This is a genomic window from uncultured Streptococcus sp., from assembly GCF_902463925.1.
Classification (GTDB): domain Bacteria; phylum Bacillota; class Bacilli; order Lactobacillales; family Streptococcaceae; genus Streptococcus.
Genome location: NZ_CABQHE010000003.1, coordinates 77,734 through 99,954 on the forward strand (window position 1 = coordinate 77,734; position 22,221 = coordinate 99,954).

Annotated in this window: 27 protein-coding genes and 1 riboswitch; of the genes, 7 read left to right on the forward strand and 20 right to left on the reverse strand. The window is 38.3% G+C overall.

The genetic code is table 11. The features are described 5' to 3' along the window. Positions 1-363: 363 nt before the first annotated feature. Together RDY04_RS03275 and RDY04_RS03280 are read left to right on the forward strand one after the other, a co-directional pair. Positions 364-882, forward strand: a complete 519-nt coding sequence (locus tag RDY04_RS03275) for a hypothetical protein (protein WP_303952076.1) — start codon at positions 364-366, stop codon at positions 880-882. A gap of 4 nt (positions 883-886) precedes the next feature. Further along, positions 887-1,114 (forward strand): ure cluster protein, encoded by a 228-nt coding sequence (locus RDY04_RS03280; protein ID WP_303952078.1) that lies wholly within the window; start codon positions 887-889, stop codon positions 1,112-1,114. Between the two features lie 240 nt (positions 1,115-1,354). Here the strand turns inward: RDY04_RS03280 and RDY04_RS03285 are convergent, their stop codons facing one another. The 6 genes from RDY04_RS03285 to RDY04_RS03310 form a co-directional block, all read right to left on the reverse strand. After that, positions 1,355-1,687 carry a DUF805 domain-containing protein gene (locus tag RDY04_RS03285; protein ID WP_303952079.1) on the reverse strand — a complete coding sequence of 111 codons (333 nt, stop codon included), beginning with the start codon at positions 1,685-1,687 and terminating at the stop codon, positions 1,355-1,357. Positions 1,688-1,798: 111 nt separating this feature from the next. Then, positions 1,799-3,895: a peptide cleavage/export ABC transporter gene (locus RDY04_RS03290; RefSeq protein ID WP_303952081.1), complete on the reverse strand. Its 2,097-nt coding sequence runs from the start codon at positions 3,893-3,895 to the stop codon at positions 1,799-1,801. A gap of 174 nt (positions 3,896-4,069) precedes the next feature. Further along, positions 4,070-4,969: a helix-turn-helix transcriptional regulator gene (locus tag RDY04_RS03295; protein ID WP_154864193.1), complete on the reverse strand. Its 900-nt coding sequence runs from the start codon at positions 4,967-4,969 to the stop codon at positions 4,070-4,072. Positions 4,970-5,122: 153 nt separating this feature from the next. Then, a complete protein-coding gene (locus RDY04_RS03300) occupies positions 5,123-5,773 on the reverse strand; it encodes a phosphatase PAP2 family protein (protein WP_303952083.1) in 651 nt (216 codons plus the stop codon). A gap of 2 nt (positions 5,774-5,775) precedes the next feature. After that, a complete protein-coding gene (locus RDY04_RS03305; protein ID WP_303952085.1) occupies positions 5,776-6,333 on the reverse strand; it encodes an ECF transporter S component in 558 nt (185 codons plus the stop codon). 80 nt (positions 6,334-6,413) lie between these two features. After that, a riboswitch (FMN riboswitch) is annotated at positions 6,414-6,536 on the reverse strand. A 106-nt stretch (positions 6,537-6,642) separates the two neighbouring features. Then, a complete protein-coding gene (locus RDY04_RS03310; protein ID WP_374110360.1) occupies positions 6,643-7,182 on the reverse strand; it encodes a tRNA (cytidine(34)-2'-O)-methyltransferase in 540 nt (179 codons plus the stop codon). Between the two features lie 257 nt (positions 7,183-7,439). On the opposite strand from RDY04_RS03310, the gene trkA reads away from it, so the two are divergent. Next, the gene (gene trkA / locus RDY04_RS03315) at positions 7,440-8,789 is read left to right on the forward strand and encodes a Trk system potassium transporter TrkA (RefSeq protein ID WP_303952087.1); all 1,350 of its coding nucleotides are present in this window, start codon (positions 7,440-7,442) and stop codon (positions 8,787-8,789) included. 6 nt (positions 8,790-8,795) lie between these two features. Continuing rightward, a complete protein-coding gene (locus tag RDY04_RS03320) occupies positions 8,796-10,235 on the forward strand; it encodes a TrkH family potassium uptake protein (RefSeq protein ID WP_303952089.1) in 1,440 nt (479 codons plus the stop codon). Positions 10,236-10,257: 22 nt separating this feature from the next. Here RDY04_RS03320 and yidD read toward each other — a convergent pair whose 3' ends face one another. The 10 genes from yidD to RDY04_RS03370 form a co-directional block, all read right to left on the reverse strand. Continuing rightward, complete coding sequence (gene yidD / locus RDY04_RS03325; protein WP_013990033.1) at positions 10,258-10,506, reverse strand: membrane protein insertion efficiency factor YidD; 249 nt, start codon at positions 10,504-10,506, stop codon at positions 10,258-10,260. Continuing rightward, entirely contained in the window at positions 10,506-11,231 is a 726-nt protein-coding gene (locus tag RDY04_RS03330) for a pseudouridine synthase (protein ID WP_002883686.1), read from the reverse strand. The genes yidD and RDY04_RS03330 overlap by 1 nt, the downstream gene beginning before the upstream one ends. Before the next feature lie 92 nt (positions 11,232-11,323). Then, positions 11,324-11,905 carry an SMC-Scp complex subunit ScpB gene (scpB, locus tag RDY04_RS03335; protein WP_303952093.1) on the reverse strand — a complete coding sequence of 194 codons (582 nt, stop codon included), beginning with the start codon at positions 11,903-11,905 and terminating at the stop codon, positions 11,324-11,326. Continuing rightward, positions 11,898-12,611, reverse strand: a complete 714-nt coding sequence (locus RDY04_RS03340; protein WP_303952095.1) for a segregation/condensation protein A — start codon at positions 12,609-12,611, stop codon at positions 11,898-11,900. Before RDY04_RS03340 ends, scpB begins: the two co-directional genes overlap by 8 nt. Then, positions 12,611-13,372: a site-specific tyrosine recombinase XerD gene (xerD, locus tag RDY04_RS03345; protein WP_303952097.1), complete on the reverse strand. Its 762-nt coding sequence runs from the start codon at positions 13,370-13,372 to the stop codon at positions 12,611-12,613. The genes RDY04_RS03340 and xerD overlap by 1 nt, the downstream gene beginning before the upstream one ends. After that, positions 13,326-13,808, reverse strand: coding sequence for a cyclic-di-AMP-binding protein CbpB (gene cbpB, locus RDY04_RS03350; RefSeq protein ID WP_303952099.1), 483 nt, complete (start codon positions 13,806-13,808; stop codon positions 13,326-13,328). Before cbpB ends, xerD begins: the two co-directional genes overlap by 47 nt. Beyond that, complete coding sequence (locus RDY04_RS03355; protein ID WP_002883595.1) at positions 13,805-14,326, reverse strand: metallophosphoesterase; 522 nt, start codon at positions 14,324-14,326, stop codon at positions 13,805-13,807. The genes cbpB and RDY04_RS03355 overlap by 4 nt, the downstream gene beginning before the upstream one ends. Next, positions 14,308-15,282 (reverse strand): nucleoside-triphosphate diphosphatase, encoded by a 975-nt coding sequence (locus RDY04_RS03360; RefSeq protein ID WP_303952102.1) that lies wholly within the window; start codon positions 15,280-15,282, stop codon positions 14,308-14,310. The genes RDY04_RS03355 and RDY04_RS03360 overlap by 19 nt, the downstream gene beginning before the upstream one ends. Next, a complete protein-coding gene (gene racE / locus RDY04_RS03365; protein WP_303952103.1) occupies positions 15,275-16,090 on the reverse strand; it encodes a glutamate racemase in 816 nt (271 codons plus the stop codon). The genes RDY04_RS03360 and racE overlap by 8 nt, the downstream gene beginning before the upstream one ends. 64 nt (positions 16,091-16,154) lie before the next feature. Next, entirely contained in the window at positions 16,155-16,400 is a 246-nt protein-coding gene (locus RDY04_RS03370; RefSeq protein WP_003098017.1) for a YneF family protein, read from the reverse strand. Positions 16,401-16,918: 518 nt separating this feature from the next. Between RDY04_RS03370 and RDY04_RS03375 the strand changes: the two genes are divergently transcribed. Next, the gene (locus RDY04_RS03375; protein WP_308000821.1) at positions 16,919-17,062 is read left to right on the forward strand and encodes a hypothetical protein; all 144 of its coding nucleotides are present in this window, start codon (positions 16,919-16,921) and stop codon (positions 17,060-17,062) included. A 134-nt stretch (positions 17,063-17,196) separates the two neighbouring features. Here the strand turns inward: RDY04_RS03375 and RDY04_RS03380 are convergent, their stop codons facing one another. Then, positions 17,197-18,450 (reverse strand): diaminopimelate decarboxylase, encoded by a 1,254-nt coding sequence (locus RDY04_RS03380; protein ID WP_303952105.1) that lies wholly within the window; start codon positions 18,448-18,450, stop codon positions 17,197-17,199. A 246-nt stretch (positions 18,451-18,696) separates the two neighbouring features. Here RDY04_RS03380 and RDY04_RS03385 point away from each other — a divergent pair, with 246 nt between their 5' ends. Next, positions 18,697-18,993 carry a hypothetical protein gene (locus tag RDY04_RS03385; RefSeq protein ID WP_303952107.1) on the forward strand — a complete coding sequence of 99 codons (297 nt, stop codon included), beginning with the start codon at positions 18,697-18,699 and terminating at the stop codon, positions 18,991-18,993. Positions 18,994-19,753: 760 nt separating this feature from the next. Here RDY04_RS03385 and RDY04_RS03390 read toward each other — a convergent pair. From RDY04_RS03390 to RDY04_RS03400, 3 genes are all read right to left on the reverse strand, one after another. Next, positions 19,754-20,443 carry a Bax inhibitor-1/YccA family protein gene (locus RDY04_RS03390; RefSeq protein ID WP_303952109.1) on the reverse strand — a complete coding sequence of 230 codons (690 nt, stop codon included), beginning with the start codon at positions 20,441-20,443 and terminating at the stop codon, positions 19,754-19,756. 23 nt (positions 20,444-20,466) lie between these two features. Next, entirely contained in the window at positions 20,467-20,970 is a 504-nt protein-coding gene (locus RDY04_RS03395) for an HD domain-containing protein (protein ID WP_303952110.1), read from the reverse strand. Positions 20,971-21,071: 101 nt separating this feature from the next. Further along, the gene (locus RDY04_RS03400; protein WP_303952112.1) at positions 21,072-21,809 is read right to left on the reverse strand and encodes an RNA methyltransferase; all 738 of its coding nucleotides are present in this window, start codon (positions 21,807-21,809) and stop codon (positions 21,072-21,074) included. A gap of 102 nt (positions 21,810-21,911) precedes the next feature. Here RDY04_RS03400 and RDY04_RS03405 point away from each other — a divergent pair, with 102 nt between their 5' ends. Beyond that, positions 21,912-22,190, forward strand: a complete 279-nt coding sequence (locus RDY04_RS03405; protein ID WP_002949463.1) for an acylphosphatase — start codon at positions 21,912-21,914, stop codon at positions 22,188-22,190. Positions 22,191-22,221: the final 31 nt, after the last annotated feature.

Below are 22,221 nucleotides of genomic sequence, written 5' to 3' on the forward strand. Positions count from 1 at the left end.
AACACATGTCAACTAATTTTCAGAATTTTCGCAACATCAACATGATATCAATATCACATAAAATGTCAAAAATAGCGTCACTTTTGACAATCAAGCCGAATGGTCCCTTAAACTATTTCGGATGAAAGTTGACAAACCATTTATAAATTAGGCAAATGCTTTTTCGAATGAGAAAGATATTGGCAGTCATTAGCCAGATTCTATCATCCGGTGTGAGAAAAATTTTTATGGGGGCATTTTATTTCTTTCTACTTCTCTAGTTCTAAGTCCATAGAGCCATTTTTAGTAATTTTACAGTTATGTAACAATTATCTTCATTTTTATGATAACGTCTTCTTTTGAGTTAAAACCTAAAGGAGAATTATGATGGAAACAAATAACTACAACACCGATTTACAGATAGTCTCTCAGGAGTATCCCTACGAAGAGGAAAGTCTGCAAACCAAATTTTATAAAAAGACACTTAAACAAAAGCTTGATGAAGAAGTCAAACGTGAAGACCAACTATACAAACGAATGATTCTCATTAGTATTATCACTGCCTTGGTACTTACTGTATTTGCTGCTAACCAGCTTAGCCAGGTCTTGCCTTCTTTCGCTCAGCTATGGCAACAAGTCTTCCAAACACTTGCTTCCCTACTTAATTGCAATATCAATTTCGAAAACAGTGGATTATTTATATCTCGTTTAGTGATAAGTCTCCCACTTGCTCTAGGGCTTTTTTCCCAACTTGTAGCAGTCTATTTGGCAAATGACAAGCCACTCAGCCAAAAGCAGTTTAGGCCAGTCTCAAAAGACTCGTCTTTTCCCAAAAACGGCAGCCTATATTGTGCTCGGAAATCTATACTTCACTTATGCACTATTTATGCTAACTGCCACTAGGCAAATGAGTGAACTCCTTTCTCTCAATCAAGCTAACATTCCGGCCTGTCAAGCCTCACACATTGCTGTTCAAGATTTCTGGCAATTGGTTCGAGTCTCTATCCTTAACTTTGCTGTTCTAGTTGGACTTTACATTTTCTCAAAAGAAGACCTCTTCACCCACAAGGGGCTTCGTTTGATTAGTATGCTACTTTTTACTTTTGCTAGCCTCTTTACCCTCATCACTGATTAGAAACTCTTTAGTATCTATATCGCACTTTATGGTATTACACCACGACGATTATTGTCAGGATGGTTTGTGACCGTGCTCTTCGTTTGGTGTATCTTTACGCTCATTCGACTCTATAAACCCACTCAAACCACTCGTCTAGCCATCTTTTATGCGACTCTAGCTAGTCTCTTGAATAGCTTTATTTTATAAGAAAAAGGAGTGAAACTAAATTTTCTAGTCTCACCCCTTTTTTCATCGGAGTTATTTTGAATCTCTTGTGGGGAAGGCATACATCACCCAAAGAGCTACCGTTAAAGGAGTTGCCTTTAAAACTATCCAAGCAACATTAAAATCAGCATCGCGTAGACGACGAATCTGAATTGCAATCGTAGGAAGTGCCGTTGCTGCTATAAATAGAATGAAAGCCGTCAATGTAAATCCAGCAGCTTTTGTTTGCCCAAGCAAGTCCATCAGTAGAAAAACCAAGCTACCGATAACGCCATTAATCAGGACAACCCACCAATAGTCTGATCGTTTTGTACGACCATAAAAATCGAGATACCCTAACCAAAAATTTTTATATGCCTCTAACATGTTTACACCTCTTAATAGTATGCTACCAGTATACTATATTAAATAGATAGGTGCAAGATGTGAATATTTAGACTTCTTAAGTTTTCTACATAATATAATAGGAAGATTATTTTAAATAAACTGGAATGGATTGAAATTAGGACTGTCTGACTCAATCTGGCCACTCACCATGGTCACTACACGACTAACATGTTGACGGACACTATTGTGGTGAGCAATAAAAATCATTGTTCGTTTAATCTTAGCAAGATTAGCCATGACCCTGCTTTCAGTATCACTATCGAGACCACTGGTAGCTTCATCAAAAATCAAGATTGGTTGCTTGGACAAGAGGGCCCTCGCTATCGCCAATCGTTGTTTTTGACCACCAGATAGACCACCATCTTCAGATACTTGGGTCTGAAAACCTAGGGGCATCTTTTGAATATCAGCCAAAATATCAGCTTGTTCACAGGCTCTTAGAATAACCTGCTCATCAACTTCTCCTTCAAGGCCTAATAACAGATTTTCTAATATTGTTCCCGTAAACACATAGGTCTGTTGTGGAACATAGGTCACCAACTGGCGCAACTCTGCTTGGCTAATAGAACCTTTGTCTAGGCTTACATGACCACTAGATTTTGTGTAATAACCTGACAAAATCTTCGCTAAAGTCGTTTTCCCAGAACCACTCTGACCCATGAGGGCGATTTTCTCTCCCTTATTAATCGTCAAATCAATATTGTGAAGTGTCTCTTGTTGGTAGCTGAAACGATGACTAACACCTTTTAAGTCTAATTGTTTAAAGGATAAATCTTTGAGTTGACCTTTTTCTTCCTTATTCACAACATAAACTTCTTGAAGACGATTATTGGCTACCTTGGCTTGCTGAATCTTAGATTGAAGATTGATAATATTAATTAAAGGAGTCGTAAAATAATTAAGTAGCATATTATAGGTAATCAACTGACCTGAAGATAGTTGTCCTTCCATAACTAATTGTGCCCCGTACCATAAGATAAAAATATTGAAAACTAACTGGACCCCTGTTTTTAAGCCATCCTGGGTTAATTGCCACTTGGCCTTAGACAAGGATTTCTTCAAATAATCATGGAATTTCACCTCAATTTCCTGATAACGCCTCTCTTCAACTCTTAAAGATTTTAAAGTTTCAATGCCACGCAAATCATCAATAACAGCGGTATTGACCTGACTATTTGCCTCCATTAATTGATAATTTTCCTTCTCAAAAAGCTTATAAAAGGCCAGAATAATCAAAACATAAAGAGGAACTACCGTTAAGGTCATCAAAAAAAGAGAACGGTTTTGTAAAATAAGAGCCACAGCTAAAGTTATCACAATGGTCACATCTAGGAAAATCGATAAGATTGTTGAAGCTAGAGCATCGATAATGGTGTTGGCATCTCCAAAACGTGACGTAATTTCACCAGTACGACGTGAACTAAAGAAACTAATGGGCAAAGAAAGCACATGCTTGATATAAGGAAGGATGACCGCAATGGACAAGTAATTACCCAATCGATGCAATAGATAATCTTTGAAGAAAGTAAAAACTTGTTGAGCTAGATAAGCGATACACAGGCCTAGAGAAATCATAGTCAGAAGAGCATAGTCTTCTTGAGGAATCAAGCGGTCAATAATAGATTGCAAATAATAAGAACCAATAATATTAACAAGCGTCACTAGAAAACTCAGCAAAACAATGACTGCTATCAATCCCTTACGACGAAATAAAATTGGTAAAAACGAAAGAAGACCAGGTACCTCTTCCTTATATTTAATGTAGTTTTCTCCTGGTTCAAAAAATAGAGCAACCCCTGTCCATTCCTTGTCAAAATCCTCTAGGGACAGTTTAATGACCTTCTTGCTAGGATCTGGATCACCAATTACAACTTGCCCCTTGTCCTTACCAAACACTGTATAATAATGTTGAAGACCACCATCCTTAACCACATGTACAATAAAAGGGTAAGATAGGTTTTCTTGTTTAAACAAGTCTAAATCTGCACGAATGGCCTGAGTTTCAAACCCCAACTGCTTGCCCGCTTCAACTAAACCAAGCGCAGAAGTGCCTTCACGAGAAGTCTGAGCTAACTCCCGCAAATAAGCCAAACTATAGGATGAATCATAGTGCTTGAGAATCATAGCTAAGGTAGCTACCCCACAATCACGCTGATCAACCTGTGAAATATATGGATATTTTGACATGATGACTCCTTATTAAAGACATCCTGCAAAATAAGGCAAGATAGCAATAAGTAGTGAAAATAATACAAATATTTTTAGTGTTTTCAAAATATAACTCCTTTTAACTTTTATTTATGTTTCTATAGTAAACATTTAACCATTAAAAAAGTAGTGACATTTATGTCACCACCATTTCTATAAACCATCTGCCAATTTTCCTGCCTTTATACTTTCCTCTAAAACCGAGTCTTCCAAAACGGAAGCAAACATTATGGCCTTATCATAATTCTCTGCAGCCTCTTTCTTGTTTTCTTTATGCAGAAGTTCATATTTAGCCTTAAGTACAAAAACACTAGGCTTGTAGCTATATAATTGTGATTTTTCTATGACAGTTAATGCTTTATCTATAACTATTAAGAAGTCTGAGAAGGACTTATGAAAAATCTTTAAAGCAGCAATAGCCATCAAATCATTAAATAAAACAATATTGTAAACATCATCTGTCCAAATTTCCTGATTTAATACTCTCTTTACAATTCTTTCAAATAGTTTTTTGTCATACTGTTTTCTCCCATAAAGATGAAAGAAATAATAGTCAATGACTAATAAATCGTTAGTCGAGAACTTCCTCTTCTTTTTGACTTGTTCAAACAAGTCCTCGTATATTTCCTCAACCTTTGGACTCTCCTCCCAGCTAGTAAAACTCAATATATTTTCGAGAATGTCTAAAGTTAATAATTCTTCTTCTGGAAGAATATCAAAAAATTTCTCATAGACTTCCTCAATTAATGCAAGTTTAGACTTTATTCTTTCGGGGTTTCTGTACGTTGGAAACTTAATTAAACGATTCTTCATTTCATAATATTCGTCAGGAATGGTAATATTGTCTTGATCCAATAAATCTGTCATACTTTTTCCTAAACGTTTAGCAATATACGATAATTTATCTAAAGATGGGAGAGACTCCCCCTTTTCAATACGAATTAACTGGCGAACAGTCAATTCCGCACCATCTAAACATAGCACTTCACGTGACATCTGCTGGTATTCACGCTCAGTTTTGATTCTTAGTCCAATGCTGTCTTTTATGCTCAAGAGAATCTCCTTTATATCAAAATTTTACAATTATTATATCACAATTGTAATATATTTAATATGCAGTTGATACGATTTTAACAGAATATTAGTCATAAATATGATATTTTTATACAAAAATAACAAAAAAATGCAGTTAAGCACTGCATTTTTTTATTTCTGTTTACTTTGAAATCGCCATTCAAAGCGAATACGGTCATAAGTTGGATAGATAACATTAAGCAAGCCAAACGCTAGGGTAAAGCCAGCTAAAACATCTGTTGGATAATGAACACCCACATAAATACGCGAAAGTCCAACAAGGAAAATCAGAAGCCCAGTAATACCATAAACTGCTATTTTAGATTCTTTTTTCGCCAAACGCTGAGCAAGGACAATGGCAATTGCTCCAAGAATCATAAAAGTTCCCAAAGAGTGACCACTAGGGAAAGAATAACCACTAGCATGCACTAAATGCGTAATTGATGGGCGTTGACGCTGATAAATATACTTCAAACTTACAATCAAGATACTAGCGAGAAGCCCACTAGCACCTACAAAGATAGCTTCTACTTTATACTGACATAGATAAAGCCAGATTACAGCTACGATTGCAATAATAGCCTGCACGGGTGTATTTCCAAGTATGGTAATCGTTTTAAAAAATCGTGTCAATCCTGCTGGTAAGTCCCCTCGAACCCAAGTTTGAATGTTGCTATCAAATCCTGTTAAGGCTTCAGGGTAGAACTTAACCATATAACCGAGAGCAACAAATAACAATAAGGCAAAAGAAGCATAAATATAATGTGTGTGTTTGTGTTTCATATTTATAATTTTACTAGAATAGACTTAAGTGGAGCATAAATCAGAGCAAAGGCTACCGCAAAAATCAATCCTTGAAGTAAATTGAAAGGTACTACCATAGCGAAAAGGTATTTATAGAGACCTATGAATTGCGCAATATCAAAGTTGGCAAATTTAGCATAGAGTGGTACTGCATAAATATAGTTAAGAATAACCATAGCAACTGTAAGCAAGACAGTCCCTAAAACAGAACCAAGAATATAATTCTTGCTTGTTTGATTTTTCTTCCAAAAATAGCTTAGGCCCCAAACAAAGACTCCTAGAGCAACGAAATTCATGGGAAGTCCAATCATTGATCCTGGACCACCATTATTTAGCAAAAGCTTCAACAATGAACGAAGCAAGAGAACACCAATGGCACTCTTAAAATCAAAGATCACCAAGGCAATAAGAACAGGAAGGATTGAAAAATCAACCTTCAAAAAGTCTGCTGCTGGAATCAATGGAAATGAAAAATAAAGCAACAAGAATGAAACTGCGGATAAAATGGCAATGTAAGCCAATTTACGTGTGTTTGTCATAAAAAAATTCCTCCAAATTTTAACAATTTGAAAGAAGTTCCCAATGGATTTGCCTATGCCAAAAAAGCCTACGCAAAAAGACTGGTCTTCTTCCATCCAGACTGTACTGTCGGTTGAGGAGTCACACCTCATCAGCTTGCGCTCGCGGACTTATCTATAGAATCACCGCCGGTCGGGAGTTTCACCCTGCCCTGAAGACCTTTTAAGAATAACATAAAAAAACCTTAGTGACAAGGTTCTTAATTTATGGATTTCTAATCTATTGATAGTCAATAACTATAATTATTATTTTAAGACAAAATGAAGTATCTATTTTAATTTATCATGTTGGTAACGGTGACTCAGCTCTAACCCCACAAACTGTTGCTGGCGAAGTGCTTCGTAAACAATCATACAAACAGTATTTGAGACATTAAGACTACGGACATGTTCATCATTCATAGGAATACGGATAGCTTTTTCAGGATGCTCACGCATAAAGTCCTCAGGTAGGCCTGTATCCTCACGACCAAACATAAAATAGTGATCCTCACCATCAGCATAGGACTCTTCTGAATAAGTCTTATCCGCAAACTTCGTTACTAGATGCAAACGACCAGCATGATTTTTAGACATAAAATCAGCTAAATCATCATAATAAGTGATATCAAGCTTATCCCAATAGTCCAGGCCTGCTCGCTTCATCTTCTTGTCATCAATTGGAAATCCCATAGGTCGAATGATATGGAGGGGGCTATTGGTTGCTGCACAGGTACGTGCAATATTTCCAGTGTTTTGTGGAATACGAGGTTCAAACAAGACAATATGATTACGTGACATCTGACTTCTCCTAGACATAAAAAATACCATGTCGCCCGGAGTCAAGCTCAGCAGACGACATGGTTGTGGACATTCATTAGCTTAAATCATGACAGGTTAGATTTAAAATAACGAATCGTTGAGTATATTCTAGCACTTTGGCTGTAAAAGTCAACACTATTAGCAGAAAAAATTAATATTTTTGACGTCGTCACCTTTTTTACAGGAATAACCTACAAAGGTAGCTGAAAAGGATGATTTTTCGGCCAAAATAGAGTATCATAGTAGTGATTATTTGGAGGTAACTCATGCGTATTATTGTCGTAGGTGCTGGTAAAGTCGGTACAGCACTCTGTCGTTCTCTTGTTAGTGAGAAACACGACGTTATCTTAATTGAAGAAAAGGAAGAGGTCCTCAAACGCCTCAGTAAACGCTACGATGTTATGGGCTTTGCTGGAAACGGGGCAAATTTCAAGATTTTGGAACAAGCCGAGGTTAGTAACTGCGATGTCTTTATCGCTATGACTGATAAAGATGAAGTAAACATGATATCAGCAGTTCTGGCAAAACAAATGGGTGCTAAAGAAACCATCGTTCGTGTACGTAACCCAGAATATTCTAATGCTTATTTCAAAGACAAAAATTTCCTTGGATTCTCATTAGTAGTTAACCCTGAACTTTTAACAGCTCGCTATATTGCCAATACAGTTGAATTTCCAAACGCCCTATCAGTTGAAACTTTTGCAAATGGACGCGTTATTCTTATGGCATTTAAGGTCACTGAAACAAGCCAATTGTCTGGTATGACTATGGAACAATTTCGTAAGAAATTCGGTAACATCTTAGTTTGTACGATTGATCGTCAAGGAGACCTCATCATTCCTGACGGGAATGCTACCATGCAAGCTGGGGATAAGATTTATGTAACTGGTAAACGTGTTGATATGGCACTTTTCCACAGTTATATCAAACCCAAAAGTATCAAAAAACTTTTGTTGATTGGTGCTGGACGTATCTCCTACTACTTACTGAATATCTTGAAAAACAACCGTATTAAGGTCAAATTGATTGAACATAAAATGGACCGTGCGCAAACTTTTAGTCAAGTATTCCCTGAAGTTTCCGTTATCTTAGGTGATGGTACTGCTAAAGATCTTCTTCTTGAAGAAAGTGCAGCTAGTTATGATGCTGTTGCTACTCTAACTGGAGTAGATGAAGAAAATATTATCACCTCTATGTTCCTTGAAAGTATTGGTATTCACAAAAACATTACCAAGGTCAACCGTACCAGTCTTTTAGAGATTGTCGATACACGTGATACAACAACAATTGTCACACCTAAGAGTATTGCTGTTGATACCGTTATGCACTTTATTCGTGGTCGCTATAACGCCAAAGATTCTAGTCTCGATGCACTTCACCACGTAGCTAATGGCCGTATTGAGACCTTACAATTCCAAATTAAGGAAAACAACAAGATCGCTGGGAAGAAACTTTCTGAACTTAATTTTGCTCATGGTGTCCTTATTGCTGCTATCATCCGTAATGGAAAATCCATCTTCCCAACTGGAGAAGATACATTAGCAATTGGTGATAAAATCGTGGTCGTTACTCTCTTGCAAAACGTGACCCACATTTACGACTTGTTGAAGAGGTAAGCTGCCATGAATCGATCTATTGTCCGTTTTCTTATTGCCAAGCTCCTGCTTATTGAGGCTGCACTCCTAGTTGTACCACTTATCGTTGCCCTCATTTATCAAGAAGATACCAAAGTATTTGCCAGCATCTTGGGTACGATGGGGATTCTCCTCTTTCTCGGAGTACTTGGTACTATCTTTAAACCGAAGAACTACCATATTTACACCAAGGAAGGGATGCTTATTGTAGCTCTCTGTTGGGTGCTTTGGTCATTCTTTGGGGGATTACCATTTGTTTTTGCGGGGCAAATCCCAAGTGTCATCGATGCCTTCTTCGAGATGAGTTCTGGCTTTACAACCACGGGGGCTACTATTCTCACAGATACTGGAGTACTTACCCACTCCCTCCTCTTCTGGCGAAGCTTCGCCCACTTGATTGGGGGGATGGGGGTATTGGTCTTTGCCCTAGCCATCATGAACAACAGTAAAAATGGTCACCATGAGGTTATGCGTGCAGAGGTGCCTGGTCCAGTTTTTGGCAAGGTCGTTGCCAAGCTCAAAAATACAGCTCAGATTCTTTACATCATCTATCTGACTATGTTTGTTATTTTTGCTGCTATCCTATGGTTCTGTGGTATGCCACTCTTTGATAGTATTGTCATTGCTATGGGAGGTGCAGGTACTGGGGGATTTGCTGTCTATAATGACTCTATCTCCCACTACCACAGCGATCTGATTACCTATGTGGTTACTGTTGGTACCCTACTCTTTGGGGTTAACTTCAACCTTTACTTTTATATTCTACTTCGTAAAATCAAGTTTTTCTTCCAAGATGAAGAACTACGTACCTACTTTGCGATTGTGGCTATTTCAACAGGTTTGATTGTCCTCAACATTTTTGGGATCTACCACAATTTGGCTGACTCTTTCAAATACTCATTTTTCGAAGTGTCAACCATCATCACAACAACTGGTTTTGGTCTAACAGATATTACCAAATGGCCACTCTTTTCTCAGTATATCCTGCTCCTCCTGATGTTTATCGGGGGATCAGCGGGTTCTACAGCTGGTGGTTTCAAGGTTATCCGTGCTATGATTATTGCTAAGATTGCACGAAATCAGACCCTGGCTAGCCTCTATCCTAATCGTATCCTGTCACTTCATATTAATGGAAGTGTTCTCGATAAAGAAACGCAGCACAGTGTTCTTAAATATTTGGCTGTATATGTACTCATTATACTAAGTTTAGTCACTATTTTGTCACTGGATAATCAAGACCTCTTGATTGTGACAAGTGCTGCTGCTTCAACCTTTAACAATATTGGACCTTTACTTGGAACGAGTGATAGCTTTGCTATTTTCAGTCCTTTCTCTAAGCTTATCATGGGATTTGCTATGATTGCAGGACGTTTGGAAATCTATCCTTTACTACTCCTCTTCCTGCCAAAAACTTGGTCAAAAACTTAAGCATAGAAAAACTCCTTTGGATTCATTTATCCAAAGGAGTTTTATTACGTTTTAGGCTAAAATAATCTGGTACTGGATCATCACCAGTCTCTGATAGGGGATGGCATCTTAAGATACGGGCAATGCCCATAAGAACTCCCTTTAAGCCATGCTTTTCTATTGCTTGGATCATATAAACCGAACAAGTTGGACGAAAACGACAAGACGGTGGAAATAGGGGAGAAATCCATCTCTGATAAGCCCTGACCAAGGCAATCAGAAATCTTTTCATTATTTAACCTTATTGACAGCAGCGTTATGAAGCTGGCTGATTTCTTTCTTATTTAGACGGCGTGATTCACCTGGACGAAGCCCTGTCAAATCAAGAGTCCCAAAACGTGTACGAGACAACTTATCAACGAGCAAGCCCACTGATTCAAACATTTTCTTAACCTGATGGTTACGCCCTTCATGAATCGTCAACTCAACGACTGATCTGTTCTTTTCATGATCCACCTTGATAATATTGTAACGTGCTGGCTTGGTTTTCTTGCCATCAATGACTACACCACGAGTCAAAGGACGAAGATTCTCCTTGGTCGCAATACCTTTGACACGCGCCAAATAAACCTTATCAATCTCATTACGTGGGTGAATCATTTTATCGGTAAAGTCACCATCATTAGTCAAAATAAGAAGACCAGTCGTATCCCAGTCAAGACGACCAACAGGATAGATACGTTCCTTAACGTGGGGCATGAGGTCAATCACCGTCTTACGATTTTTCTCATCAGATACCGAAGAAATAACCCCTCGCGGTTTATTAAGAAGATAATAGACCTTCTCTTCATTATAAATTGGACTACCATTTACCTCAACAATGTCACCATTTTTGACAATGGTTGCCAATTCCGTAACGGTCTTACCATTTAAAGTCACACGGCCTTCTTTAATCAATTCCTCAGCTTTACGACGACTAGCCACACCAGCGTGGGCAATATATTTATTAATTCGCATTCTTTTACTACAGCTTAAGCTGTATCCTTTCTACCTAGCATCTCTGCTATGTTTCTTTATTTTTTAATGATTAGTTTCAACAAGGTTTACTCTTAATTGTCCAAGGCCTCAAGCTCTTCTGAAGCATCTTCCCTAAAGAGACTCGTTTCCTGCTCTTCAAGCTCTAGTTGATCAATGGCCACAAGTTCGTCTAAACTGTTAATTCCCATATAGTCCAAGAAATAATCAGTAGTAGCATATAAGTTAGGACGACCGACAGCATCTTTTTTACCAGCTTCTTGAATGAGATCAAAGGCTTGAAGTTTAGCAATAGCACCACTAGAATTAACACCTCTAATGTCATCGACTTCAGCACGTGTAATAGGCTGTTTATAAGCAACTATAGAGAGGACCTCAAGACTCGCTCGGGATAGACTTTGGTTAATAGGCGTTTTAGAATAGTCACGAAGAAGACTTGCAAAATCTGGCTTAGTCACCAGCTTATAGGTATTTGACGATTCCAATAAACACAGAGCTGAATCCTCATCTGCCTCGTACTTGGCTTGCAATTTCTCCAAAGACTGAGTCAGACCCGTCACTGGCATTTCCAAAAGCTGTGCCATAGTACGTAGACTAAGACCATCTTCACCAGCCACAAAAAGTAGGGCTTCTAATCGTGCTAAGTGACTACTCATTCGTCCATTCCTTTCTTAATGTGATTGTTCCAAAAATTGTTTCCTGTTGTACCGATATGCGATGTACCTTAATCAATTCAAGAGTTGCCAAAAAGAGGGTGATTACTTGATTCATATCTTTAGCATCGGTGAAAAGTTCATCTAAATGTAGCTCATTTTTTGAGCCAAATGCTTCCTCAATAATCAGCATCATATCTTCAATTTTATAATCGTCACGTGCAATAGTCGTGTGATTTCGGCGAATTTCTTCCTGCTTTTCAGTCATGATTTTTGAAAAAGTCAAGAAAATGTCTTGAATAGTCTTATCCTGATTCAGCGTCACATCTTCATAAAACAATTCTACTTTTGGTTTTGAAAAATACTGAGCTCGTACCTCATGCTGCTTAGCCAACTCTTGACTAGCTGCTTTGAAGCGTGCATATTCTTCCAATTGACTCAAGAGCTCTAGTTCTGGATCATCTACTTCAGGCTCAGCTTCCACCACTGTGGGCAGAAGCTTACGACTCTTAATCAGCATAAGCTGACTAGCCATAAGCATATATTCCCCAGCAACTTCAAGCTTCATGGCTTGCAAGGTTGCCAAATAAGCCAAGTATTGCTCGATAACCTCAACAATGGGAACATCGTAAATATCTACCTCATACTTAGAAACCAGATGGAGCAACAAATCCAGTGGCCCCTCAAAATCTTTTAACTTAATATCCATTAGGTTTTATAGTATTTCTCCAAGGTCACTGGACTTTTTAGTCCCAGTAAACGAGCAAGTTCAAAGGCGCCCATTCCCTTTTCAATCTGTCTAAGAATAAATTGTTGACGCAAGACTTGAGCGGTTACATTCGATAAACCACAGTCACTAACATAAGTCTGGATTTGCTTATACAGCCATTGTCGGGTATAGACCTTACCCAAAAGCAAGCCCTGGCTGTTCGCATCCTTAATAGCCAACAAATACTGCTTCACATCTACTTCAAGTCTGAGAACACGCTTAGTGGTTGCCTTGGTCACAGTTACAACACCAAAATTCAAGTCAATATCGGCCCAGTCTAACTCCAAAATCTCTGAAGGTAAGAGCCCCAACTCTAGAATCAGCAGACAAGCCAGCTTACCAACCCCCTCACGCCCCTCGTAAAGCGATGAAAGATCCAGTATTCGCAACTGATCCTCCTGAGAAGGTAGTGTAACCGTCTCTGATAGTTTGAAAAATTTCTCTAATTCACCCTTTTGATAGAGGTATAGCAAAAATTGATTGACCGCAGAGCGCTTACGCTTTTGTACGGATGGTTTCCATTCCTTCAGTTGGTTCTCATATAGCTTAAGACTCGTTTGATCAATTTGTCCTGAAATCGACGTTGCAAACTGCCTAAGATCATAAGCATAAGCTTGCTTTGAACTCTCCGAAATGACCTTAGTAGCCAGAAAATCAGTGATCTGAGTTGTCAGTTGTTTTTGGAATGATGATATAGTCATGTGTAAAGTCATGTAAGAGGCTATTAACCGCCTTTAGAATCGATTTTCGTGTGATAATTCCTTTGAAAATACCTTGGCTGTCAACCACAGGAAGAAAAGGATTATTAACTAGCTTATGCATTACCTCATTTAGATTGGCATTATCTGTCACTGTTTCCACGACATCTGATGTCATCGGCCCGATATCACGGTTAACCATCTCCCACTCTTGCAAGTTATGTTCATCTTGATAACGCTTAATATCCGTCAAAGATATGGTCCCAAGATAATGCTTATCCTTAGTCAAAACGGGAACGCGCGAATAACCATTGCTTGTCAAAAGCAAGACCACATGATCAGCGTTGTGACTATCAATAAAAATAGCAACCTGATCTGATGGAATTAAATAATTATCTAAATGAGCCAACAAAAAATCTTCAAATTCTTTAGCAATCATCGTTCAAATTCCTGTGTAAGTTCAGAATAAAGTTCATGGTCACGTGTGTAATATTCTACACGAATTTTTGCACTGTTTATAATCACCTTAGCATAAAGTTTCTCATGGATAGGTCCACGTGGCTGTGAAACAGATCCTGGGTTGATAAACACTGTCTTACCATTTCGCCAAGCTGCTGCCGCATGCAAGTGGCCATAGAGACAAATATCTGCATCCTCTTGTTGCGCCCAAAGATCTAACTTGTCCCAGGTAAAATTAATGCCATAAAGATGACCATGTGTTTGTGCAATAATCACATCACCAAGTTTTACGACCAAACGTTCTGGATAACCTGAATCATAATCACAGTTGCCACGAACCACATGGATACCTTCCCAAACAGGATCACTTGATTCTAACTCAGAATCTCCGTTGTGGAAAATAGCATCTACCTTCCCCTGATAACGATTTTTTATATCTACTACAATGTCACGTTCTCCATGGGAGTCGCTCATTACGATTATTGTTTGTTCTGCCATGCTGGGAAGACCTCCATAAGTTTCTTAACAGCTTGTCCACGGTGAGATTGTTCATTTTTCTCTTCTGCAGAAAGCTCTGCTGCCGTTTTACCCGTATTACCAACTAAAAAGAGTGGATCATAACCAAAACCATTGTCACCTTTAGGTTCTCGGCCAATATAGCCTTTCCAGTCTGCATCAACAACCAAACTATCACGTCCAGGTGCTGCAACAACTAAAGTTGTATGGAACTGGGCTGAGCGTTTGCTATCATCAAGTACCATGGCAAGTTCATGCAGTAACTTAGCATTATTTTCAGCATCTGTGGCATCAGACCCTGCAAAGCGTGCAGACCAAACGCCTGGTAAACCTCCAAGAACATCTACCTGCAAACCAGAGTCATCTGAGAGGACCATTTTACCAGTTAATTCAGAAATAGTTTCCGCCTTCAAGCGTGCATTTTCTTCAAAGGTCATACCTGTTTCAGCAACTTCAGGAAGGTCTGGATAATCATTAAGATTCTCTACCTTAATGCCTAATTTTCCAAATAGTTTACGAAATTCCTTGGTTTTTCCTTCGTTGCGTGTCGCAATCAACAAAACATCGCCAAAGTCTGATTTATTGTCAGAACCAAAGAAATCATCCAAGGAGATACCTTCTCTAGGTACGTGGACATAGAGAAGCTTATCCCCTTCACTTACAAGCAAAGTCCCTTGATGTTGCGTAACAACCAAGTCTCGACCAAGCTCCTCTTTCAAACAATCCAAGATAAAAGACACTAAGCGAAGATCCGAAGAGTGTTTAACAACATGTAACTGAAAGCCACTAACAGCCAAGGTGTTAGTCAAGCCCTGAAAAAAGTCAACATATTGTTCATAGGCCTTATCACCGCCAAAACATGTTAAGTGATTATAGCTTCCAAAACTAGCCAAGTACCAGTCTTGATCATCCTTATATTCAAAAATTGATTTAGTCATTTTCTAACTCCTTGTCCAAATCGACATGTTGGACAGCAACTTCTTCACCTAGCCACTGTTCAGCAATTTCTTTAAAACCAAGCACACTAGCTGTGGTGTAGTATTCTTCCGTCTTTTCTTCGGCCTCACGACTACGGTTAATCTCAAAGTAATTGAGCAAGACAGAAACATCACGAACAGTTTCAGCCCCGCTATCAATTAGCTTGACACTTGGCCCCATAACGTTTTGGATAATAGGGCGTAAAAGTGGGTAATGGGTGCAGCCCAGAACCAAGGTATCTACCTTACCGACTAACGGTGCCATGCTCTCATAGACAATCTTTTTAGCCACACTTGAATTAATTTCATTAGATTCAACTATTGGGGCAAAACGGGGACAGGACAAACTCAGGACATTCATTTGTGGCGCCAGACGCTTAATTTTTTGCTCATAGATATTAGACGCAATTGTCATAGGAGTACCAATGACACCAATTTGACCAGACTGGCTAGACTTAATGGCAGCACTAGAACCAGGCAAAACCACACCTAGCACTGGAATGTCCAAAGCCTCTTTAATTTCCTCCCAAACCACTGCTGTCGCTGTATTACAAGCAATAACAATCATCTTTACGTCTTTAGTCAGGAGAAATTTAACCAACTGCCATGTATATTCTCTGATTTGTCCTGCTGGTCTAGGACCATATGGAGCCCTAGCAGAATCACCAATATAAACAATAGACTCGTGAGGCAACTGACGTTTAAGCTCACGTACTACCGTCAGGCCTCCGACACCAGAATCCAAAAATCCTATAGGTCGATTATCCATCTTGCCTCCTTATCCCCTTACATTACATGTAAAAAGCTGAGATTCACGTCCCAGCTCCCCACCATTATTTTTTCTTGCTATCTGCAAGTGCTTGTTTTTGTTGTTTAATAATCTGATTATATGTTTGACGTACTTTGGCTTCATTAGGCTTTTGGCCTGCTGCTGACATCATTGTACGAACAGCGTCCACATTCAAACGAGGATTTTCAGCTAATTCTTTCTCAATTTGTTTGCGGGCAAAGTATGCGCCTCCATAAAAACCACCCAAAAGGGCTACAAAAACAAGAATAATCCAAAGGACGGTGTTCATAAATTTAATTCTCCTATAACGTTGATTTACCTTATATTATAGCAAAAATAGGCCTTACTGACAAATAAGACGTTGGTTTCTTAACGAGTCCGCAAAAAAATTACTTCTCTAAAATACTGATAAAATGAGAGTTTCAGCTTCTTTTACTTACAACTGCGAAATACTTGTCAGATTTTCGGGAAAAATTAGGTTTTTATATAAGTCTTGAAATTATTATGTTTATATAAAGGGGGGGTATTTATGCTACAGGAATCAACTATTTCCGAACAAAAAAATTGTCAATGCATTTACTAAACTCTTAGAAGAGAGTTCACTCGAACAACTCAGCATCACAGACATCATCAAAAAGGTAAATCTCAGCAGAACAACCTTCTACTACTATTCAAATCAAGATGACTTGGTTGAAACCACCTTCTCTAAAATTTCAAGTATTCTGCAAAAGGATATGACCTATCAAGAAGGTGTTCTAACCGATATGCTACGATATCTTAAGGGAAATCATAAGCTCTCTCATATTAATGACACACATTCCAAATAGCAATAGATTAACTCGTAAGTTCATTACCGAGACCATCCTTAACTCTGATACTGAAATTGTCACAGAACTTATGGAAAAAAACTATCATATCCCAATCGAGTATTCTTTGGAAGTATACGATTAGTACCATTATCACCATTTTGACACTCTAGCTCAAGGAAGACTGTATTGAATCTCCAGAAGAGATGGCTAATATAATTCTTGAAGCAGTTATCATTATAGCAAAATAAGCTAGACCTCCTGGGTCTAGCCTATTTGTTAAATTTCAAAATCAAATCCGTCAAGTGTCGCAAAATAATCATTCATAGTCTCTGCACGGCGAATCATTCGCGCTGTTCCATCTTCTTGATAGAGGATTTCTGCCGAACGAAGACGACCATTATAGTTATAACCCATTGAAAAACCATGGGCACCAGTATCATGGATAACCAAGGTATCTCCAATACGAGCCTCAGGCAATTCACGGTTCTTAGCAAACTTGTCATTGTTTTCACAAAGCGAACCTGTGACATCAACCACTTGAATATCACCATTTGGATTAGTCATATTAGTAATGTGGTGGTAGGCATCATACATTGCTGGGCGAAGCAAGTTAACTGCAGAAGCATCAACACCAACATAACGTCGATAAGTATCCTTAATATGGAGAACCTTAGTAACAACGAGTCCGTGTGGCGCTGTCATGAAACGACCAAGTTCAGTGTAAATACTGATGTCCCCGAGATCATTTGGAACAAGGATTTCATCAAATTTAGTATGAACACCTTCACCGATAGCAGCAATATCGTTTTGCTTGTTCGCTGGCGTGTAATCTACCCCAACACCACCTGATAAGTTGATAAAGTCAAGACTGACACCAAGCTCATTCTTAATTTCTACAGCCAATTCAAAGAGTTGAGCAGCCAAGGTTGGATAGTACTCATTCGTTACTGTATTTGACGCCAAGAAGGCATGCAAACCGAATGATTTCACCCCTTTTTCTTTAAGGTAGGCATAACCTTTGAAAAGTTGCTCCTTAGTCATCCCAAATTTAGATTCTTCAGGATGATCCATAATATCTGTACCAAGTGAAAAGACACCACCTGGGTTAAAGCGTAAAGAAAGCGTTTCAGGAAGCCCTGCAGCCTCTTCCAAGAAGAAGATATCTTCGTAAGCATCAAGGTTAATTGTCGCATTAATATCACGTGCGTAAACAAATTCTTCTGCACGTGTATCATTAGACGTAAAACTAATAGCAGTGCTATCAAAACCAATTTTGTTACTCATGACAAGCTCTGTATCAGTCGCACAATCTACACCGCACCCTTCTTCCTTCAAGATTTTGAGGATTGCTGGATTAGGTGTTGCCTTTACAGCAAAGAATTCTTTAAAACCAGGATTCCATGAAAAGGCTGCATTAACTGCACGCGCTGTTTCACGAATACCTTTTTCATCGTAAAGGTGGAAAGGTGTTGGAAATTCTGCAGTGATTTGATCAAGTTTATCAGGCGTAATAAAGGGTGTTTTTGTCATTTTATTCTCCATTTTTTACAATAGTAACCTTATTATAGCATAAGAAAAGGCTTGAAACCCAAATTTCTAATAATCTCAAGGGATATTTCATAATACAATAGACGTATAACCTTAATAAAATAATGGGGATTATTTATAAAAAAATATCTTTATTCTGGGGCGATTTCTCTAATAGCCGTCTTTACATTGTCAGCATGTGCCAAACAAAAACTCGATGCTAAGCTTTCTGTTAACGACATTGTCTATATGTCTAGAAGAGGCCTCAAACTTAAAGTTGATCAAACCTTGGTTGAAGCCTCATTCAAACTTGAGAATATTTCTGAAGATATGAAAAATGAGCTAAAAACATCTGCTAAAGAATTTTTCCTCAAAGATGAGGATGGTAAAAAAGTCACAGCAAGTAAGATTGACAAAGATGACCTACCTATTCTCTTCAACAAAAATAATAACGTAGAAAGTGCTACGGATGACTTTGGAAAAGTTGAAGCTAATGACTACAAGACTGTCTCTCTTTTTCGAAGTGAACAACGATACAAAATATAAACTCTATTTTGAATCAAAAGATGAAAAGACAGAGGGGCAGACTGTTTCTACTAGTCCAAAAAATTTCGATGGTCAAACAACTACCAATGTAAAAAAATGTTGATACTTATTTCAACACAGTTCCTCTAAGTGGAGAAAGTAAAAATTACAATAAATTTGTTTCTAATGACTTAGATAAGGCTAAGAGTGAACTTAGTCAATATTTCTCAGATAGTTTTCAATATAGCTATGATGAAACTGATAATGTCAAACCAACTGGAGATGAAGTTCCAAAAGTTGCCGGATCGGTTTAAACCGATAACCGTGAACATGGTAGTTACGCTGTTGATAACATTATCATTACTAAAGATAAAACTGAGTTTAACGTTGACATGTCAACTATCAGTATGAAAGTTGCAGACCATGCATATGCGACTAACCATCCAAGTCTTACTGACGATCTAAAAAAAACACCTACAAAGCAATGGCACTAACGCTGGAAATATCGACCAATTGACTCGACAATACTACATGGAAACTTATTTACCTAATTCAATCAAAAAAGTAAGTCCATCAGTACCAAAGACAGACGAAACAAATATATTTAAGGATTACTCAGTTGAACTCACTAAGAAAGACGATAAGTGGGCCTTTTCCGACAAAGATAACTATGTCGAAAGATCGGATTACTATCTACTCTCCTACACCTATACAGGTCAACAAGAAACAATTACAAAAAATGTTAAACACAAAAAAATCAGCCGAACGGCTGATTTTTTAACTAGTCACGACTTGCAAAGATTCGCAAGATATTCAAGAACAAGTTAATAAAATCCAAGTAGAGACTGAGCGCCATAGAAACCGCCCATCCATCTGTAACTTGACCATTAGTACTATAATAAATCTTTTTAATTAACTGATTGTCATAAGCAATTAAGCCAGAGAAAATGAGAACTGATACAATACTAATCACAAAACTCATCGTGCTACTTGCAAAGAAAATATTAACTAAGCTAGCCACAATGATTCCAATCAAAGCTGCCATAAGGAATTTGACTATTCCTGACAAATCACGCTTAATAGAAACTCCGATAAGTGCCATGACAAAAAAGACAATGGCAGTACTAATAAAAGCTTGGAAAACATTAGCCTGAGTGTATTGAACAATGATAAAACTTAATGTAAAACCATTCAAGGCTGAATAAACTAAGAATAAGGGCAGAGCCACAGGTGTGTTCTTTCGTGCAGCACCACTAGCCAAAAAAACCAAAGCTAACTCAACAAAAATAGCTGCCGTATAAACCCAAGAATAATTCATCAAAATATTAACAAAAAGATGAGAGAGAGGGAATAACATCAGATAAGAAATGACTGCTGAAATCCCTACCCCAATACCAACAAGACCATAAATCTTCCCGAAAAAGCGATTTAAGCCTGCATCACTAGTTGTATAAATTACATTTGATTCCATAAATATCTCCTACGTTTAATAAATTAATGGTGATGACTTTGTAGAGTCTTGCGACGGAAAAACTTACGATTTTTAATGCGATTTCGTAAAGGTGTCACTGCTTCTTTAACAGCCCAGTACTTATCCACCATGGTAACGATATAAGATTCCTTATACTTTGGCGGTGCAATAGTTGCTCCCCACATATGTTTGAGGATGATATCCTCTTCTTTTTTGTTTAAATTAACAAGCTTTCTGGCATTACGAACAGCAATCCGTGGGTGCACCCAAGCATGACTCTTATTAAATTTGGTTACTCGCCAATCATAATAGAAAAAGTCATGCAAGAGGCCACCTCGAGCAGTGCTCTTAGCATCCCAGCCAAATTTTTTAGCAATCTTGTAGCTAGTATAACTAACATTAACCGAGTGTTCCAAACGTGTCGAATGATGGTGTTGGACAATCCCAGCCAATTTTTGAAAACGTGGGTGTGAAATCAAATGTCCAACAACTTCCATGAATTCTTTATCATCTTCTGGTCGCTTCATAATAATACCTCATTAATGTTTCTAACGCTTCTTCATTATACCACTAGAGCTTAAATTTATTTTAAAAGGCGAATATTTTCCAATAAAATCAGCCTTAGGACCTAGAGACTAAACATGATAATCCCTGCAGCAACAGCAACATTGAGACTCTCTGCCTGGCCCGGCATGTTAATATGTACCAGTTGATCAGCGGACTCAGCCATCTCCTTACTGATTCCCTGACCTTCATTTCCCATCACTAGGGCAAAATTACCGTCTGTCTTAACTGCTTTATAGTCAACGGAAACCTCCGAGAGAGTCGTTGCCAAGACTGTTAAATCATGTTTTTTACAAGTTTCAACCATCTCAAGAATCGGTCCACGGTAGATTGGCAGATGAAAATGACTTCCCTGCATAGAACGTAAGGTCTTCTGATTATAAATATCAGCTGATTTATCTGATAAAAAGACCCCATCATAACCTGCAGCATCCGCTGTTCGAATCATTGTCCCAACGTTACCAGGATCCTGAACATCCTCCAAGAGAAGGTACTTACCTGAAAGAGAGTTTGGCAAAGCTTGAGTTTGTTTAGCAACTTCTGCAACAATCCCTTGAGGCGTCTGAGTTTCACAGAGCTCCTTAAGCACCTCCGGACTAACCAACTTAACCTTAGACATATTAGCTACACGGTCAGCCATTTCCTCAAGCACGAAAACTTGCAGAATATCCGCACCACTTGCCTTTGCTTCCTCAAAAAGATGCCATCCTTCTAAAAGATAACTAGTTTTACGGTGCTTGCGCTGCAATAATTTTCTAGCAGACTTAATGCTAGCATTTTGCTTTGATTGAATGATTTCCATACACTCATTATAGCAGAAATTCCTTGATAAATCTTGGACTTGACCCACTTTATAGTAAGGATTATACTGAAAGAAAGAGGTTTCAAAAGGAGGTCATGGGCCATGCAAAAAGTAAGATTATTAGTCTCAGGAAGAGTCCAAGGTGTTGGTTTTCGTTATTCAACCTATGCATTAGCACTCGAAATTGGAGATATTTACGGTCGAGTCTGGAACAACGATAATGGAACTGTTGAAATTCTAGCACAATCAGATAAGCCTGCTAAGTTAGCTAAGTTTATCCAAGAAGTTCGAAAAGGGCCTTCAAAATGGTCTAATGTAACCTATGTCGATGTAACTATGGCAAACTTCTCAAATTACAGTGATTTTCGCATTGCAAATTAAGATGATGCCTCCGTTTTTAGCTTGTTCTCTT

Coding starts and splice junctions, on each gene's coding strand:
- RDY04_RS03305 (WP_303952085.1), bottom strand. CDS start 6,333: ATGACAAACACACGTAAATTGGCTTACATTGCCATTTTATCCGCAGTT.
- racE (WP_303952103.1), bottom strand. CDS start 16,090: ATGGATAATCGACCTATAGGATTTTTGGATTCTGGTGTCGGAGGCCTG.
- RDY04_RS03395 (WP_303952110.1), bottom strand. CDS start 20,970: ATGAAGCGACCAGAAGATGATAAAGAATTCATGGAAGTTGTTGGACAT.
- RDY04_RS03320 (WP_303952089.1), top strand. CDS start 8,796: ATGAATCGATCTATTGTCCGTTTTCTTATTGCCAAGCTCCTGCTTATT.
- RDY04_RS03280 (WP_303952078.1), top strand. CDS start 887: ATGAGTGAACTCCTTTCTCTCAATCAAGCTAACATTCCGGCCTGTCAA.
- RDY04_RS03330 (WP_002883686.1), bottom strand. CDS start 11,231: ATGCGAATTAATAAATATATTGCCCACGCTGGTGTGGCTAGTCGTCGT.
- RDY04_RS03370 (WP_003098017.1), bottom strand. CDS start 16,400: ATGAACACCGTCCTTTGGATTATTCTTGTTTTTGTAGCCCTTTTGGGT.
- xerD (WP_303952097.1), bottom strand. CDS start 13,372: ATGACTATATCATCATTCCAAAAACAACTGACAACTCAGATCACTGAT.
- RDY04_RS03300 (WP_303952083.1), bottom strand. CDS start 5,773: ATGAAACACAAACACACACATTATATTTATGCTTCTTTTGCCTTATTG.
- RDY04_RS03390 (WP_303952109.1), bottom strand. CDS start 20,443: ATGGAATCAAATGTAATTTATACAACTAGTGATGCAGGCTTAAATCGC.
- trkA (WP_303952087.1), top strand. CDS start 7,440: ATGCGTATTATTGTCGTAGGTGCTGGTAAAGTCGGTACAGCACTCTGT.
- RDY04_RS03385 (WP_303952107.1), top strand. CDS start 18,697: ATGTCTAGAAGAGGCCTCAAACTTAAAGTTGATCAAACCTTGGTTGAA.
- yidD (WP_013990033.1), bottom strand. CDS start 10,506: ATGAAAAGATTTCTGATTGCCTTGGTCAGGGCTTATCAGAGATGGATT.
- RDY04_RS03380 (WP_303952105.1), bottom strand. CDS start 18,450: ATGACAAAAACACCCTTTATTACGCCTGATAAACTTGATCAAATCACT.
- RDY04_RS03400 (WP_303952112.1), bottom strand. CDS start 21,809: ATGGAAATCATTCAATCAAAGCAAAATGCTAGCATTAAGTCTGCTAGA.
- RDY04_RS03360 (WP_303952102.1), bottom strand. CDS start 15,282: ATGACTAAATCAATTTTTGAATATAAGGATGATCAAGACTGGTACTTG.
- RDY04_RS03405 (WP_002949463.1), top strand. CDS start 21,912: ATGCAAAAAGTAAGATTATTAGTCTCAGGAAGAGTCCAAGGTGTTGGT.
- RDY04_RS03310 (WP_374110360.1), bottom strand. CDS start 7,182: ATGGTATTTTTTATGTCTAGGAGAAGTCAGATGTCACGTAATCATATT.
- RDY04_RS03285 (WP_303952079.1), bottom strand. CDS start 1,687: ATGTTAGAGGCATATAAAAATTTTTGGTTAGGGTATCTCGATTTTTAT.
- cbpB (WP_303952099.1), bottom strand. CDS start 13,808: ATGATTGCTAAAGAATTTGAAGATTTTTTGTTGGCTCATTTAGATAAT.
- RDY04_RS03275 (WP_303952076.1), top strand. CDS start 364: ATGATGGAAACAAATAACTACAACACCGATTTACAGATAGTCTCTCAG.
- RDY04_RS03375 (WP_308000821.1), top strand. CDS start 16,919: ATGACACACATTCCAAATAGCAATAGATTAACTCGTAAGTTCATTACC.
- RDY04_RS03290 (WP_303952081.1), bottom strand. CDS start 3,895: ATGTCAAAATATCCATATATTTCACAGGTTGATCAGCGTGATTGTGGG.
- RDY04_RS03340 (WP_303952095.1), bottom strand. CDS start 12,611: ATGGATATTAAGTTAAAAGATTTTGAGGGGCCACTGGATTTGTTGCTC.
- scpB (WP_303952093.1), bottom strand. CDS start 11,905: ATGAGTAGTCACTTAGCACGATTAGAAGCCCTACTTTTTGTGGCTGGT.
- RDY04_RS03355 (WP_002883595.1), bottom strand. CDS start 14,326: ATGGCAGAACAAACAATAATCGTAATGAGCGACTCCCATGGAGAACGT.